The organism is Kutzneria sp. 744, assembly GCF_000568255.1.
GTDB lineage: Bacteria > Actinomycetota > Actinomycetes > Mycobacteriales > Pseudonocardiaceae > Kutzneria.
This window is the reverse complement of record NZ_KK037166.1, coordinates 6,685,792-6,700,971: the sequence shown is the minus strand read 5'-3', so window position 1 is coordinate 6,700,971 and position 15,180 is coordinate 6,685,792. Positions and strand designations below refer to the sequence as shown.

At 70.2% G+C, this 15,180-nt stretch carries 12 protein-coding genes; 8 read left to right on the top strand and 4 right to left on the bottom strand.

Annotation, left to right across the window (positions count from 1 at the left end; genetic code table 11):
* Positions 1-38: 38 nt before the first annotated feature.
* Positions 39-3,014, bottom strand: a complete 2,976-nt coding sequence (locus KUTG_RS30595) for an AfsR/SARP family transcriptional regulator (RefSeq protein WP_043731156.1) — start codon at positions 3,012-3,014, stop codon at positions 39-41.
* Between the two features lie 77 nt (positions 3,015-3,091).
* Positions 3,092-3,715, bottom strand: a complete 624-nt coding sequence (locus tag KUTG_RS30590; RefSeq protein WP_043721684.1) for a helix-turn-helix transcriptional regulator — start codon at positions 3,713-3,715, stop codon at positions 3,092-3,094.
* Positions 3,716-4,042: 327 nt separating this feature from the next.
* Between KUTG_RS30590 and KUTG_RS30585 the strand changes: the two genes are divergently transcribed.
* Genes KUTG_RS30585 through KUTG_RS30560 form a run of 6 tightly spaced genes read left to right on the top strand, consistent with a single transcriptional unit; the run spans position 4,043 to position 10,441 of the window.
* The gene (locus KUTG_RS30585) at positions 4,043-4,768 is read left to right on the top strand and encodes a GntR family transcriptional regulator (RefSeq protein WP_084579980.1); all 726 of its coding nucleotides are present in this window, start codon (positions 4,043-4,045) and stop codon (positions 4,766-4,768) included.
* Positions 4,769-4,781: 13 nt separating this feature from the next.
* Positions 4,782-5,009 carry a 4Fe-4S dicluster domain-containing protein gene (locus KUTG_RS30580; protein WP_043721683.1) on the top strand — a complete coding sequence of 76 codons (228 nt, stop codon included), beginning with the start codon at positions 4,782-4,784 and terminating at the stop codon, positions 5,007-5,009.
* Positions 5,006-6,319: an ABC transporter substrate-binding protein gene (locus KUTG_RS30575; RefSeq protein WP_043721682.1), complete on the top strand. Its 1,314-nt coding sequence runs from the start codon at positions 5,006-5,008 to the stop codon at positions 6,317-6,319. Before KUTG_RS30580 ends, KUTG_RS30575 begins: the two co-directional genes overlap by 4 nt.
* Positions 6,316-7,089, top strand: coding sequence for an ABC transporter permease (locus KUTG_RS30570; protein ID WP_043721679.1), 774 nt, complete (start codon positions 6,316-6,318; stop codon positions 7,087-7,089). Before KUTG_RS30575 ends, KUTG_RS30570 begins: the two co-directional genes overlap by 4 nt.
* On the top strand, positions 7,086-7,805 hold the full coding sequence (locus KUTG_RS30565) for an ABC transporter ATP-binding protein (RefSeq protein ID WP_043721678.1): 720 nt from the start codon (positions 7,086-7,088) through the stop codon (positions 7,803-7,805). The genes KUTG_RS30570 and KUTG_RS30565 overlap by 4 nt, the downstream gene beginning before the upstream one ends.
* Positions 7,802-10,441: a fumarate reductase/succinate dehydrogenase flavoprotein subunit gene (locus KUTG_RS30560; protein WP_052395585.1), complete on the top strand. Its 2,640-nt coding sequence runs from the start codon at positions 7,802-7,804 to the stop codon at positions 10,439-10,441. Before KUTG_RS30565 ends, KUTG_RS30560 begins: the two co-directional genes overlap by 4 nt.
* Before the next feature lie 9 nt (positions 10,442-10,450).
* Here KUTG_RS30560 and KUTG_RS30555 read toward each other — a convergent pair whose 3' ends face one another.
* Together KUTG_RS30555 and pcrA are read right to left on the bottom strand one after the other, a co-directional pair.
* Positions 10,451-11,650: a Fic family protein gene (locus KUTG_RS30555; RefSeq protein ID WP_052395584.1), complete on the bottom strand. Its 1,200-nt coding sequence runs from the start codon at positions 11,648-11,650 to the stop codon at positions 10,451-10,453.
* Between the two features lie 132 nt (positions 11,651-11,782).
* Complete coding sequence (gene pcrA, locus KUTG_RS30550; RefSeq protein WP_043721675.1) at positions 11,783-14,107, bottom strand: DNA helicase PcrA; 2,325 nt, start codon at positions 14,105-14,107, stop codon at positions 11,783-11,785.
* A 261-nt stretch (positions 14,108-14,368) separates the two neighbouring features.
* Between pcrA and KUTG_RS30545 the strand changes: the two genes are divergently transcribed.
* Together KUTG_RS30545 and KUTG_RS30540 are read left to right on the top strand one after the other, a co-directional pair.
* Positions 14,369-14,641 carry a chorismate mutase gene (locus KUTG_RS30545; protein WP_043721674.1) on the top strand — a complete coding sequence of 91 codons (273 nt, stop codon included), beginning with the start codon at positions 14,369-14,371 and terminating at the stop codon, positions 14,639-14,641.
* A gap of 69 nt (positions 14,642-14,710) precedes the next feature.
* Positions 14,711-15,019, top strand: coding sequence for a hypothetical protein (locus tag KUTG_RS30540; RefSeq protein WP_043721672.1), 309 nt, complete (start codon positions 14,711-14,713; stop codon positions 15,017-15,019).
* Positions 15,020-15,180: the final 161 nt, after the last annotated feature.

The window sequence follows — 15,180 nt, the reverse complement described above, 5'->3', positions numbered from 1 at the left end:
GAGGGAATCTGGCACCCCATTGGGTGGCTTGCGGTACGTCACTTCTTGTTCAAGAGGGCAGAAACCGCCGCCGCCTGGGGCGAGTTCAGCTCTGTCAAGAGGGTCTGGGCGCTCTGCAGGTGCTCGTCGCCCAGTTCGTGCTTGCCCAGGGCGTGCAGGGCCTTGCCCAGTTCGGCCACGGCCATGGCGTGCATGTGGGCGTCGCCGATGGCCTCGCCCAGCTCCCGGGCCCGTGACGCGGCGGCCGCGGCCTGCTCGGCCCGGCCGTCAGCCAGATAGCCCCTCGACAGCATGACCAGGTTGTGGCCCTCGCCGAAGGTCTGCTCGATGCCGAGGCAGACGGCCAGCGACTCCTCCAGCGGGTCGATCGACTCCACGAGACGGCGGAAGCGCTGGTAGACCAGGCCCATCATGAACAGGGTGCGGGCCAGCCCGGTCTCGTTGCCCAGCTGTTCGTGCAGGTCACGGCTGCGCTCGCAGGCGATCATGGCCAGCTCGAACTCGCCGCGCTCGGACTGGGTGCGGCCGATCGTGCCCAGCACGTAGGCCTCGCGCACGACGTCGCCGGCGTCGTGGGCCACGGCGAGCGCCTGATCCAGGTGCGCCAGCGACTGCTCGGCGTTGCCCAGCCGGAACTCCACACTGCCCAGCAGATCCATCGCTGTGGCCAACGCCACGGCGTCGCCGGCCTTCTCGGCGGCGGCGATGGACCGGCTCAGCTGCTCCTGGGCCTCGGGCAGCTGGAACCGCCGCAGGTGCGCCTCGCCCACCTTGCGCCGTCCCCACGCCTCCACCCTGAGGTCCCCGGTGCGCTCGGCGTCTCGCACGGCCAGCTCGCCGATCTGCCCGATCTCGCCGAAGTGCGTGCCGTTGGCCAGATACAGCTCAAGGAACGTGATCAGGTCGACCACGTACTCCGAGGGCAGGTCGGGGTCGGTGAGGAACTGCCGCGCCGACGCCAGCAGCGCCGGCTGCTGGTCCTCGAACCACGTGAAGGCCGACTTCAGGTCGGCGAGGTGAACGCCCCCCGCGTACGGCTTCACGCAGAACTTCTCGCGCGGCTGGGCCGGGGCCTGGATCAGCCAGCCGGCGGTCGCCGCCGTGCCGAGGTAGTGGTCGCCGAGGCGGACCATGGCGGCGATCCTGTCCTGCGTGGAGTCGGTCTGCACGGCCCGCTGGCGTGCGAAAAGACGCAGCAGGTCGTGGTACGCGTAGTGATCCGGCGCTGGGCTGGCCACCATGTTCAGGTCGACCAGCCGCTCCACCACCGGTTCCGCGCTGGGCTCCGGCTCCCCGACGACCGCGGCGGCGGCCGGCAGCGACAGGCCCGGCCCCTCCGGCAGCGACATCAGCCTGAAGGCGCGGGCGGAGGTGGCGTCGAGCTGCCCGTAGCCCAGGTGAAAGGTGGCCTCGACCTCAAGGCTCCCCACCCGTAACTCCGACAGCCTGCCCCTTTCCCGTGCGAGCTTGTCGGCCAGCGAGCGGACCGTCCACTGCGGCCGGTCGACCAGCTTGGCCGCCGTGATGCGCAGCGCCAGCGGCAGCCGCCCGCAGGCGTCCACCACCTCGGCCACGGCCTCGGGCTCCTTGCCGGCCCGCTCCGCGCCGATCGTGCGGCTGAACAGGGTCAGGGCTTCCTCGCGGGACATGCCCTCCAGCTCGGCCTGCTCGTCCCACTGCATCTCGGGCAGACGGCGACGGCTGGTCACCAGCACGGCGCAGGTGGCGGAGCCGGGCAGCAGGTGCTGGATCTGGCGCGCGTCGGCGGCATCGTCCAGCACCACCAGGACCCGCCGCTGGGCGAGGACCGAGCGGTACATGGCGGCCCGCTCGTCCAGGTCGGCCGGCGTCGAGTTCGGTGAGACGCCGAAGGCCCGCAGGAAGGCGCTGAGCACGTTGAGCGGGTCCGCGGCGTCCGGGCCGGCGCCACGGAGGTTCACGTAGAGCTGGCCGTCGGGGTAGTCCTGGCGCACCTGGTGCGCCGCGTGCACCGCTAACGCCGTCTTGCCCACGCCACCGATGCCGGCGACCAGCGCCCGCGGCGGCGCGGTTCGGTGCGTACGAGGCGTCAGCATGGCCGTGAGCTTCTTCACGAGCGCCGTGCGCCCCGTGAAGTCGGCGACGTCGGCGGGGAGCTGTGCGGGCGAGACGGGGGCCGGCAGCGGCTCGTCCATGAAGGGCACGACCGGCCGGCGGCTGGGCTGCGCCGGCGGCTGCGGCTGTGTGGGCCGCGGCTCGTCCACGGCCAGCAGGCGGTGATGCAGTTCCCGCAGCTCGGAGCCGGGCTCGATGCCCAGCTCGTCCACCATCACCCGGCGGGTGTCGGTGTAGACCTGCAGCGCGTCGGCCCGCCGGCCGGAGCGGGACAGGGCCTTCATGTGCAGGGCCCGCAAACGTTCGCGGACGGGATGGGCCGAGGTCAGGGCGGACAGCTCCGTGACGGCGGCCGTGTGCCGGCCGAGCGCGACCATCAGCTCCAGGCGTTCCTCCTGGACGCCGAGCACGATCTCGTTGAGCCGGGCCCGTTCGATCACCGCGCCCGGGCCCGGGATGGCCGACAGCGGCTCGCCCTGCCACATGGCCAGCGCCTTGGCGTACCACTCCACGGCGTCGCGGGCGTTGCCCTCTTCCCGCTGCTGGCGGGCCAGTTCCAGGGTCTTCTCGAACTCGCGCAGGTCGTAGGTCGCGGCGCCGACGGCCACCGAGTAGCCGTTGCCGACCGAACGGAGCACGCTGGCCTGGCCGCGGCGGGGCCGCTCCGGCTCCAGCACGCTCCTGAGCATCGACACGTGCGTCTGCACGACCCCATGCACGCTCGCCGGCGCCGACTCACCCCAGACGGCGTCGACGAGCTCGGATGCGGAAACCACCTGGTCAGCCCGCAGCAGCAGGGTCGCGAGGATGGCCTTGCGCTGCGGCGGACCCAGCGTCAGCTCACGGTCGCCACGCCACACCCGGACCGGTCCGAGCAGCGTGAACCGCAGGGGCTCGCTCGTGGTCGAGGTACTCGGCACGCAGCGATTGTGGCCGCCTGACACCCCCAGGGCCAAACATCGTGATCAGGTGACCACCGATCGGCCCAAGCAACCGCTCAGATAACGCCTGCTCGCAAGGCGTAGGCGACCGCGTGCGGACGGTTGCGCAAGCCGAGCCGACTCATCACGGCATACACGACATTCTTCACAGTCCGCTCCGAATAGGACAGCTTCTCCGCGATCTCCGCGGTGTCCCAGCCCTCGGCCATCAGCCGCAGCACGTCCACCTCGCGCGGGGCCAGCCCCGACGTGGTCAGGCCGCGAGGGCCCAGCACGTCCCGCTGCAACCGCTCCACCTGCGACAGCAGCTCGCCCAGCAGATCCGGCGGCAGGTCGCCGCGGCCCCTCGCCGCGGCGACCACCGCGCCGGCCAGCCGGTCACCGGTCGCGTCCGCCCTGGGCAACACACTCACCACCCGGCACTCCACGGCGGCGAGCAGGTCCGCCTGGCGCAGCTCGTTGGTCACCAGCACACAGCGCGCCGAGGAGTTCTCGGTGAACCGGCGCAGCGCCGACATGACGTCCGACGTGACCACGTCGGCACACACCACGAGCACGGCCGCCTCACCGAACTGGCGCTCCCCCACCAGCTGGAACTCCGGACGTGCGCGCAGGTGGCTGGCCACTCCCGCCAGGGTGATCGGGTCTCCCGCGTGAACCCCTACCCGAACTCGCTCCACCGTTGCTCCTCCTACTGGGATGACCCCCGTGATCCCTCCTGTCGCTGAGTGTGTCGGGCCCCACTTCTCGAACTCTTCACGGTGACTCCATGCCGTGAAGTGCTGCCCGATGCCCCCTTGTCAGGGGGCCAATCAGCGTGTAGCGACGGGGGTGGAACATACGTCGAACTCCGACAGAAACATCCCAGTATATGAACCGGGGTTACACGGCCCGCAGTGGCGAAAACCCCGGCCGGCCGCCGGTCAGGGGCCCTGACCGGGTGGCGTAACGCCGGCGAAACACGGCTGTCATCCACCGGAAATGGCTTCTCCGGACCGTTCGGCGTCATGGACCCGCAACCGCGACGGCCCCGGGCGGACCGGGCGAGGCAGATCGCCGACGCGCTGCGCCGGCAGGTGCTCGACGGCGACTTCACGGACGGCGTGCTGCCGGACGAGCGACTTCTCGGCCGTGAGTTCGCCGCCACCCGCAACGCCGTGCGGGAGGCGCTGGAGCTGCTGCGGGCCGACGGGCTGATCGAGCGATCGCCGGGCATCGGCACGGTGGTCGTGGCGCGGAAGTACCCGCACGGGCTGAATCGGCTGATGGGGCTGGCCGAGACGCTGCACGAGCACGGCGTGGTCAGCAACGAGGTGCGGACCTCGGGAGTCGTCACGGCTTCCGGGGTGCTGGCCGAGCGGCTCGGTGTCGAGGTCGGCGCGGCAATCGTGTGCGTCGAGCGGCTGCGCCGGCTGAACGGCCTGCCGCTGTCGCTGGACCTGACCTACCTGCCGGCCGACATCGGCGAGCCGCTGCTGGCCGAGGACCTCGTCAACAACGACGTCTTCACGCTGCTGGAGCGCATCTGCGGGCAGCCGCTGGGGCGGGCCGAGGTCGGCATGGAGGCCGTCAACGCCGACCCGCACGTGGCCTCGGTGCTCGACCTGCCGCGCGGCGGGGCGCTGCTGCTCGTGGAGCGGCTCACCCACCTGGCCGACGGCCGCCCGGTCGACCTGGAGTTCATCCGGTTCCGCGGGGACCGGCTCACCATGCGCGCCGTACTGGACCGATAGAGGGGCTGTTCCCATGGCTTTGGTGCCCAACCGGGTGGACGTCCCGGTCGTGATCGACGAGTCGTTGTGCGTGAAGGGCTGCCGGCTCTGCGTCGACGTGTGCCCGCTGGACTCGCTGGCCATCAACCCCGAGACCGACGTGGCCTACATGCACGTGGACGAGTGCTGGTACTGCGGGCCGTGCGCCGCGCGCTGCCCCACCGGCGCGGTCACCGTCAACATGCCCTTCCTGATCCGATGAGACGGGCGTGGCCGGCGCTGCTGCTGGCCCTTCTGACCGGCTGCTCGGTGGCGTCCGGAGCGACGTCCACCGTGGTGACCCTCGTCGTCGGCTACCAGTCCAAGACCATCAACACCGTCACCGCCGGCACGCTGCTGCGCGCCCAGGGCTACCTGGAGCAGCGGCTCTCGACCCTGGGCCGGCGGACCGGTCGGACGTATCGGGTGGAGTGGCAGGACTACTCCACCGGCGCGCCGATCACCGCGCAGATGGTGGCCGGGAAGATCGACATCGGGTCGATGGGCGACTTTCCCATGCTCATCAACGGATCCCGCACGCAGGAGTTCGGCGACGGGCGCACCTCGCTGATCTCGGCCACCGGCTACAACCTGCGCGGGGCCCTGAACATGGTGGTCGTGCCGCCGTCGTCGCCGGCTCATTCCCTGAGCGACCTGCGGGGCAAGCGCATCTCGTCGAGCATCGGGTCGGCCGGCAACGGCACCACCGTGCGGGCCCTGTCCGGCCTGGGCATCGATCCCGACAACGACGTGCAGATGGTCAACCAGGACCCGTCGGTCGGGGCATCGGCGCTGCGGGCCGGGGCCGTGGACGCGTTGGGGCAGTTCGTGGCGTGGCCGGGGCAGCTGGTGTTCGCCGGGCAGGCGCGGCTGCTGTACGACGGGGCCGCGCTGAATCTGCCAACCTGGCACGGAGTTGTCGTGCGTCAGAAGTACGCGGCGGCCAATCCCGATGTGGTGCAGGCGTTTCTCCAGGCCCAGCTGGACGCCACGTCCTTTCTCAACGCCCATCCCATGGAGGCGGCGTCGAAGGTCGCCGCCGCCACCGGGCTGGCGCCGGAGGTGGTGTACCTCTACAACGGGCCCAACGGCCTGGTCACCTTCGATCCGACGCTGCGACCGGACCTGATTTCCGCCTTGCAGAAGGACATTCCGTTTCTCCGGTCGATCGGCGGCATCAAGGGGCTGGATCTTTCCTCCTTCGTGGACGGATCTCGGCTCGCTTCGCTCAAGGTGTCTTCGGTTCAGCGGCCGGTGAACGCCGGCGAGGTGTGGTTCGCCGGTGATGCTTCGACTACTCCCGCCGCGTCGCCGGATGCCTTGCTGCGACTGATCCGTGACAGCGGTAAGAAGGTCCGCGCCGCGTACGTCGACGACACCGTCACCGGCACCCGTTGGTTCGCCGACAAGTCGTACTGGGTGCACGACAAGGGACTGCGCCCGTTCGACGTCGAGACCGAGGCGCGGTCGTACGTGAACTCCCATCCCGGCTCCCGAATCGTCGACTATCCCACCGCAGTGAGGCTGGCATGAGAAAACACCTGCTGCGCGGCGGTTCCCTGGTCGCCGCTCTGCTGTTATGGCAACTGCTGACGAGCCTGCACGTGGACTTCTGGCTGCACTTCGACCGGCTGCCGACGGTCGTCGACGTGGCCCGTGATCTGGGCTACCAGCTACAGACTCCTTTGTACTACCGGGATCTGGGCGACAGCCTGGGCCGGATCCTGATGGGCTTCGCGCTGGCGGCGCTGGCCGGCGTGGCGATCGGCGTGGCCGTGGGCCGGTCGGCGCTGACCGGCGACATCGTGTCGCCGCCGCTGGAGGTGCTGCGGCCGATCCCGGCCATCGCGATGGTGCCGATCGCCATCCTGCTGTTTCCCAGCAACGAGCAGGGAATCGTGTTCATCACGTTCCTGGCCGCGTTCTTCCCGATCATGGTGTCCACCCGGCACGCCGTGGCCGCGCTGCCGGTGGTCTGGGAGGAAGCCGTGCTGACCATGGGCGGCAACCGGCGGCGGGTGCTGTGGAGCGTCGTGCTTCCCGGCGCGCTGCCGGGCGTGTTCTCCGGGCTGTCGGTGGGCATGGGCGTGGCGTGGATCTGCGTGATCTCGGCCGAGATGATCTCCGGCCAGTACGGCGTCGGCTACCGGACCTGGCAGGCCTACACGGTGGTCGACTACCCGGGCGTGATCGTCGGCATGCTCAGCATCGGCCTGCTGGGCTTCGGCAGCGCCGCCGCGGTGGAACTGGTCGGCCGCCGCGTGACCCGTTGGCTGCCTCGCGAAGCGGAGATCGCGCGATGATGCTCATCGAGGACCTCAGCGTTGGTTACCGGGAAACCTCTGTGCTGCACGGGATCGACCTCAAGATCGAGGCCGGCGAGATCCTGGTGCTGGTCGGCGGTTCCGGCTGCGGCAAGTCGACCGTGCTGCGCACTCTGGCCGGTCTGCACCGACCGTCCGGCGGCGCCATCACCCTGGACGGCCGACCGATCGTGCGAACCTCGGCCGAGCGGGCCCTGGTGTTCCAGGAGGACGGCCTGCTGCCGTGGCGCAGCGTCCGCCGCAATGTCGAGCTGCCGCTGGCGATTCGCGGCGTGCCAAGGATTTCCCGCCGTTCCCAGGCCCTGTCGTGGATCGAGCGTGTCGGCCTCGACGGCTACGCCGACCACCTGCCGCGTGAGCTGTCCGGTGGCATGCGGCAGCGGGTTCAGCTGGCCCGGACCCTGGCTTCCGGACCGCGGGTGATCCTGGCCGACGAGCCCTTCGGCGCCTTGGACGCCCAGACCCGACGGGCCATGCAGCTGCTGTTGGTCGACGTCTGGTCCCAGCAGCCGACCACCATCGTTTTTGTCACCCACGACGTCGACGAGGCCGTCTTCCTCGGCGACCGGGTCGCCGTGCTCGGCGGCCGCCCGACCTCGATCAGGTCCATTGTGGACGTCCCGTTCCCGCGCGGCGGCGGCGACAACTCCGCCGCCCGCGCCGAGATCCTTGCCGCACTGGGGAGCACGCAGTGACCGAACGCCGTGAGCTGAGCTGTGACGTGCTGGTGATCGGCGGCGGCACCGCCGGCACCATGGCCGCGATCTCCGCCGCCGAGCGCGGCGCCTCCGTGCTGCTGCTGGAAAAGGCTCATGTACGGCACTCCGGGGCGTTGGCCATGGGCATGGACGGCGTCAACAACGCCGTGATCCCGGGCAAGGCCACCCCCGAGGACTACGTCGCCGAGATCACCCGGGCCAACGACGGGATCGTCGACCAGCGCACCATCATGCAGACCGCCACCCGTGGTTACGACATGGTGCGGCGGTTGGAGGGTTACGGCGTCAAGTTCGAGAAGGACTCCTACGGCGAGTACGCGGTGCGGCGGGTGCACCGGTCCGGCAGCTACGTGTTGCCGATGCCCGAGGGCAAGGACGTCAAGAAGGTCCTCTACCGGGTGTTGCGAGAGAAGCGCATGCGGTCCCTGGTCACCATCACCAACCGGGTCATGCCCGTGCGGGTTCTCACTTCTGACGGCCGGGCCGTCGGGGCCGTCGGCTTCGACACCCGCAGCGGCGACCTCGTCACCGTGTCGGCGAAAGCGGTTGTTCTGGCCACCGGCCCTTGTGGACGGTTGGGCCTGCCGGCCAGCGGTTATCTCTATGGCACGTACGAGAATCCCACCAACGCCGGCGACGGCTACGCCATGGCCTACCACGCCGGGGCCGAGCTGTCCGGCATCGAGTGCTTCCAGATCAACCCGCTCATCAAGGACTACAACGGACCCGCCTGCGCCTACGTCGCCAATCCCTTCGGCGGCTACCAGTCCAACGCCGCCGGCGATCGTTTCGTCGACTGCGACTACTGGTCCGGTCAGATGATGGCCGAGGTCGCTCGGGAGATCCATTCCGAGCGGGGCCCCATCTACCTCCGGCTTTCCCACCTGCCCGAGGAGTCCGTGCGGGCCTTGGAGGGCATTCTGCACACCACCGAGCGGCCCACCCGTGGCACCTTCCATGCCGGGCGTGGGCACGACTACCGCACCCATGACGTCGAGATGCACATCTCCGAGATCGGCCTGTGCGGCGGGCATTCCGCCTCCGGCGTCTGGGTAGACGAGCACGGCCAGACCACCGTCCCCGGCCTCTACGCCGCCGGCGACCTCGCCTGCGTGCCCCACAACTACATGATCGGCGCCTTCGTCTTCGGCGACCTCGCCGGCACCCATGCCGCTTCCGTGGACGCGCCTCTGGTTTCCCTGCCCGAGGACCAGATCTCCGCCGCCCACGAGCTCATCTACCGTCCACTGTCCAATCCGGACGGTCCTCCCCAGCCCCAGGTCGAGTACAAGCTCCGCCGCCTCGTCAACGACTACGTGGCGCCGCCCAAGAGCTCCAACCGTCTCGAGATCGCCGTCGAGCACTTCGAACGCATGCGCTCCGAGATCGCCGGCATGGGCGCTCGGACCCCGCACGAGCTCATGCGCTGCGCAGAGGTCTCCTTCATCCGCGACTGCGCCGAGATGGCCGCCCGGTCCTCTCTTGTGCGCACCGAGTCCCGTTGGGGCCTCTACCACGACCGCATGGACCATCCTGCCCGCGACGACTCCGCCTGGTTCGCCCACCTCAACCTCCGCCGCGCCCCCGACGGCGCCATGGAGTTCGTCCGCCGCCCCGTAGCGCCGTACCTCGTCCCCGTCCCCGAGTTCCCCGCCCCCACCGGCGGCCCCGCTACCGTCATCGCCCGCTACTTCCCCACCGCTGCCGAGACTGTGTCGTTGTCACCCAAGGCTTCCCCCTCCATCGACGGCTCCCCCGACCTAGTGGCGTTGTTGGCCCTGGCCGAGGCTTCCCCCTCCCTCGACGACCTCCGCCCCTACCTCGCGAGCCCCGTCGAGGCCGTCCGCCTCACCGCCGTCACCACGCTCACCGAGACCACCCCCACCGGCTTCGCCTCGGCCCTCGCCGAGTCCTTCGACGACCCCGCCCCCGCCGTCCGCCAGACCGCCGCGGCCGGTCTGCGGGAATTGGTGGAAGTAATCGACGTGCCAGGCACCGATCGGCGGGACCTCGCCGAATCAACTCCCGCGCACGGCTCCGCCGACAACGCCGCCCCGTCCGGTCGGCCGCCGGCCCAGGCCACGTCGGCGACCGACCCCTTCACCGCACGTCTTCTCCGTGCCGTCCACAACGCCGAGCCCGCCGTCCGCTCCGCCGCCCTCTACCTCCTGCGTTCCCTGCGCCTCGGCTCCTCGGCCGCCTTCTCCGGCGCATTGGCCGACGCCGAGCCCGAGGTCCGCATCGAGGCCGTCCACGGCCTGGTCTCCCTCGACGCCTCCGCCCCCTTGGCCTCCGCCGCCGCCGACCCGTCGCGTGAGGTCCGGGTGGCGCTGGCCCAGGGCCTGGGGTCGATTGCCGACGTGGCCGCCAGGGCCGCCCTGCTGCCGCTGGCCACCGACCCCGAACCCCTCGTCCGCGCCGCCGCCCTCGCCTCCGGCGCCGACACCCTCCACCACCTCGCCGCCGACGCCCTGGCCGACCCCGCCTGGCAGGTCCGCGAGGCCCACCGCTGTAGCCCCACCGTTCAGAGTGAAGCTACCACTCAGGGCCATGGGAACGGGTTGACTGATCGCATCCACCGGACCAGGTGGTGGGCATACGCGTGGTTCTAAAATGATTTTTCACGCGCGGGGTATCTGAGACCTTGCTTCGGGTGAGTGAGCGGAAACCGAACGCAGTACGTTCAGCCAACACCCGGCAACCGATGTCAACAGCTGCGACGAGACCGGCCGGTGCTGGCGACCTCGGTCAGCACACCGGACGTCGACGAGCCGATCGACGTTGAGAGTGGCGCCGCGGTGGGTCACGCCGAGCATGGCGGCGGCACGGTTGATGGTCATCGCCGGCGACTCGAAAAGGGCGTCGACAAGGCGCGGGGCGAGGCTGGAGGACCGGACGTTGGTGACGCGGCCCCGGAGTTCCTCGCGCAGGGTCTGCAAGGCCTGGGCGCGGCGCAGGGCGTCGGCGGCCTGGTTGGCGACGACGTCGAGGAAGAAGGAGAGCCAGCCGGACCAGTCGCCGTCGATGCTCACGGCGAGCAGCCGCGCGTAGTACTCGTCGCGCCGCGGCTCCAGGTAGGCGGACAGGTCCAGCAGCGGCGCGGGCAGGAGCCCCCACTCGACGAGCAGGAGCGCGACGAGCAGGCGGCCGACGCGGCCGTTGCCGTCGATGAACGGGTGGATGGCCTCGAACTGGTAGTGCAGGCAGGCGATGGTGATCAGCGGCGGCAGGTCGTGCTCGACGTGCATGTGCTTCTCGAACGCGTCGAGGCACTCCCACATCCGGTCCGGAGGCGGCGGCACGTAGGTGGCGGTGTCCAGCACGCAGCCGGGCGGGCCGATCCAGTTCTGGGAACGCCGGAACTCGCCGGGCGTGGCATAGCCGCCGCGCACGCCGGACAACAGGATCTCGTGGGCCTCCCGCAGCAGCGACAGGCTCAGCGGCAGCCGCCGGTCCGGCTTGAGCACGTGCTCGACGGCGGACACGTAGTTGTAGACCTCGCCGACGTCGTCGGTCCGGGCCGCCGCCGGTTCGACCTCGTAACGCACCAGGTCGGACAGCGTGGCCACGGTGCCCTCGATCCGGCTGGACAGCACGGCCTCGCGTCGCACCATGGCCTGGGCCAGCAGGTACGGATTGGGCAGCGTGCGGCCGACGCCGGCGAGCTGGCCCAGCGCGCGGTCGGCAATGGACAGTCGGCGCACCAGCGCGGTGTCGAAGGCGATGTCGGGCGGCAGCTTCGGCGGCACAAAGGCCAGGTAACCGCGCTCGCTGCGCACCACATGTCGCCGCTGGTCGGCGCCGAACACGTCAGCGAGCATCGCTACCAAACCCCCGATCCATACCATTACAATACTGAAGGCAAGTTAGGTAGCGCATCGCTCGATCTAGTGATACCTCAGTAGCACCAGATCGAGCGAGTGATACCTAACCGGCCTTCAGTATCAGGCGGGTCAGAGCTTGGTCAGGGGGACGCCGCCGATGAGCATGAGGCGGACGGTGCCGGCGGAGCCGAAGTCGATGGTGGCGGTGGCGCGGGGGCCGGAGCCGTCAGCGGCGACGACGGTGCCGAGGCCGTACTTGTCGTGGGTGACGCGGTCGCCGACCTCGAGCTCAAGGGCGGGGGCGTTCTGCCAGCCCTTGGCGAAGGCGGGGGTGCCACGGGAGGAGCCCTCGCCGAAGGAGGAGGAGCGGCGGCCCCAGGTGGTGGTGACGGTGGGGGCGGCCCGCTCGGGCTCGACGCGGCGCCACTCGACGAGGTCGGAGGGGATCTCGCCGAGGAAGCGGGATTCGGGGTTGGCGGCGGGCTGTCCCCACGCGGACCGGATGAGGGCCCGCGACAGGTACAGGCGCTCCCGGGCACGGGTGATGCCGACGTAGGCCAGCCGGCGCTCCTCGGCCAGCTCGGCGGGATCGCCGAGGGCCCGGGAGTGCGGGAAGACGCCGTCCTCCCAGCCGGTGGAGAACACGACGGGGAACTCGAGGCCCTTGGCAGTGTGCAAGGTCATCAGGGTGACCACGCCGTCGTCGGACTCGGGCACGGAGTCGGAGTCGGCGACCAGGGAGACGCGCTCCAGGAAGGCGTCGAGGCTGTTGACCGGGACCGGGTCGTCCTCTTCCTGCTCGGGCAGGTTGAACTGGGTGAACTCCCGAGCCACGGTGATGAGCTCGGTCAGGTTGTCCAGCCGGGAGGCGTCCTGCGGGTCGTCGCTGGCCTCGAGCTCGCCGCGATAGCCGGTGACGTCGAGCACCTGGTCCAGGATGTCGCCGACGTCGTCGCCGCGCTCGACGGCCTTGTGCAGCTCGTCCAACATGATGACAAAACCGGAGATGGCGTTGCGGGAGCGCGGATTGAGCAGCGCGACCTTGCCGGCGGCGGCGTCGCGCAGCGCGGTGGCGAAGCCGATGCGCTGCTGCTCGGCATGGGCCGACACGCAGGCCTCGGCCCGGTCGCCGATGCCGCGCTTGGGCACGTTGAGGATCCGTCGCAGGCTCACGGCGTCGTCGGGATTGGCCAGCACCCGCAGGTACGCCAAGGCATCCCGGACCTCGCGGCGCTCGTAGAACCGCACGCCGCCGACGACCTTGTACGGCAGCCCGAGCCGGATGAAGATCTCCTCGAACACCCGGGACTGGTTGTTGGTGCGGTAGAACACCGCGATGTCGCCGTTGGTGAACGTGCCGGCGTCGACCAGCCGGTCGATCTCGCCGGCCACGAAGCCGGCCTCGTCGTGCTCGTTGTCGCCGACGTAGCCGACGATCTTCTCGCCCTCGCCGGAGTCGGTCCACAGCCGCTTGTCCCGGCGGTCGGGGTTGCGCGCGATGACGGCGTTGGCGGCGCTGAGAATGGTCTGGGTGGAGCGGTAGTTCTGCTCCAGCAGAATGGTGCGCGCCTGCGGGTAGTCCCGCTCGAACTCGACGATGTTGCGGATCGTCGCGCCGCGGAAGGCGTAGATGGACTGGTCCGCGTCGCCGACCACGCACAGCTCGCCCGGGGCGACGCCGTCCTCGCCGGTGCCGACCAGCTCGCGCACCAGGGTGTACTGGGCGTGGTTGGTGTCCTGGTACTCGTCCACCATCACGTGCCGGAACCGCCGCCGGTAGTGCTCGGCCACCGCCGGGAACACCTGGAGCAGCTCGACCGTGCGCATGATCAGGTCGTCGAAGTCCATGGCGTTGGCCAGCCCCAGCCGCTGCTGGTAGGACTCGTAGACCTCGGCGACCCGGCGCTCCAGGTCGTTGGTCGCACGGTCCTTGGCCGTCTCCGCGTCCACCAACTCGTTCTTGAGGTTGGAGATGTGCACGGCCAGCGTGCGCGCCGGATAGCGCTTGGGGTCGAGGTCGAGATCCCGCGCCACCAACGTGATCAGCCGACGCGAGTCGTCGCTGTCGTAGATGGTGAAGTTGGACGACATGCCCAGGGTCTTGGCCTCACGGCGCAGCAGCCGCACGCACATGGAGTGGAAGGTCGACACCCACATCGCGTTGGCGCGCCGCCCGACCAGCCCGGAGACCCGCTCCTTCATCTCGGCCGCGGCCTTGTTGGTGAAGGTGATGGCCATGATCTCGCCGGGGTGCACGCCGCGCGCCGCCAGGAGATAGGCGATGCGGCTGGTCAGCACCTTGGTCTTGCCGGAGCCGGCGCCGGCCACGACCAACAGGGGGGACCCCGCGTGCACGACCGCGTCGCGCTGCTGCGGGTTGAGGCCCTCCAGCAACGCGTCGGGACCGGTCGCCCGCGCCGGGGGATTCGTGGGCAGATCGAACAGAGCGCTCATCGCCCACCACGCTACCCGGCGGCACCGACAGTTCCGTCACGCCGGGTCGACGGAGCCCTGGGCTCGACTGGACTCCGCCGGCTGTGCGAGACTCCCGGCATGTGCGCGCGCCACTACGAGTTTTTCTACGGGATCCGGACTCCGGCTCCCGTGGTCGCGTAGCGCCAGACGACCACCGCAGAAGCCCCGGAGTCCTCGGACCCGGGGCTTCTGTGCTGCCGGGGCCACCGGATCTCCGACCCGAGCACGGAGGACAGATCAGTGAGCACGCCAGTCAGCGACCAGCCCACCCCGGACATCCCCTCGCTGCGTGAGGAGATCGACCACCTCGACGCCGAGATCATCCGGCTGATCGGGCGGCGGGCCGAGGTGTCCGGCATCGTCGGCAAGACGCGGATGGCCAACGGCGGCACGAAGATCGTGCACAACCGGGAGATCGACATCCTGGCCCGCTACCGCGAGGGCCTCGGCCCGGAGGGCAAGGACATCGCGCTGATCCTGCTCAGGATGGGTCGCGGCCCGCTCGGAAGGTGACGAAACACCCAGGGGGTTCTCGGGGATGTCACCGATGCTTCGGCGGCGTTCTCCGAGCACACTGGGGGCATGGAGTTCATCGCCGTCATCATCGCCCTGGCCGGTCTCGTGGCCGCGGTCGGCTACGACGGATACCTGTTCGTGCTCGGGTCGGCCGCCAGCCGCAGGGCGGGCGGCGAGACGATTGCCCAGTGGGTGCGGTCGCGCTGGCCGCAGGCCGGCATCACCACCGTGGCGGCGCTGCTGGCGCTGCTGATGGCCAGCGGCAACGTGTTCTTCGAGATCATCGCGATCATCGTCGCGGTGGGCGCGGGCGGCACGGCGCTGCGTGGGCTGCAGGACGCGCGCAAGCAGTTGAACAGCGGCAGCAACCCGTAGCCGGCTCTCACTCGACCGGGTGTAACCCGGCCCGGCAGTGGCATCGGCGGCCCCGGCCGCGGTTTCACGCCCTACCCTGAGGTCTTCTGACGGGTGAAGCCCACTGGAGCGGTCCAGCTCGGAATTCCGCGTCAGGGTGGAGCCCCGGGAGGGTCTTGGAA

Bases quoted from the DNA above. Each gene is read 5' to 3' on its own strand.
- KUTG_RS30575 (WP_043721682.1), top strand. From the start codon at position 5,006: ATGAGACGGGCGTGGCCGGCGCTGCTGCTGGCCCTTCTGACCGGCTGC.
- KUTG_RS30580 (WP_043721683.1), top strand. From the start codon at position 4,782: ATGGCTTTGGTGCCCAACCGGGTGGACGTCCCGGTCGTGATCGACGAG.
- KUTG_RS30540 (WP_043721672.1), top strand. From the start codon at position 14,711: ATGGAGTTCATCGCCGTCATCATCGCCCTGGCCGGTCTCGTGGCCGCG.
- KUTG_RS30570 (WP_043721679.1), top strand. From the start codon at position 6,316: ATGAGAAAACACCTGCTGCGCGGCGGTTCCCTGGTCGCCGCTCTGCTG.
- pcrA (WP_043721675.1), bottom strand. From the start codon at position 14,107: ATGAGCGCTCTGTTCGATCTGCCCACGAATCCCCCGGCGCGGGCGACC.
- KUTG_RS30565 (WP_043721678.1), top strand. From the start codon at position 7,086: ATGATGCTCATCGAGGACCTCAGCGTTGGTTACCGGGAAACCTCTGTG.
- KUTG_RS30585 (WP_084579980.1), top strand. From the start codon at position 4,043: ATGGACCCGCAACCGCGACGGCCCCGGGCGGACCGGGCGAGGCAGATC.
- KUTG_RS30555 (WP_052395584.1), bottom strand. From the start codon at position 11,650: ATGCTCGCTGACGTGTTCGGCGCCGACCAGCGGCGACATGTGGTGCGC.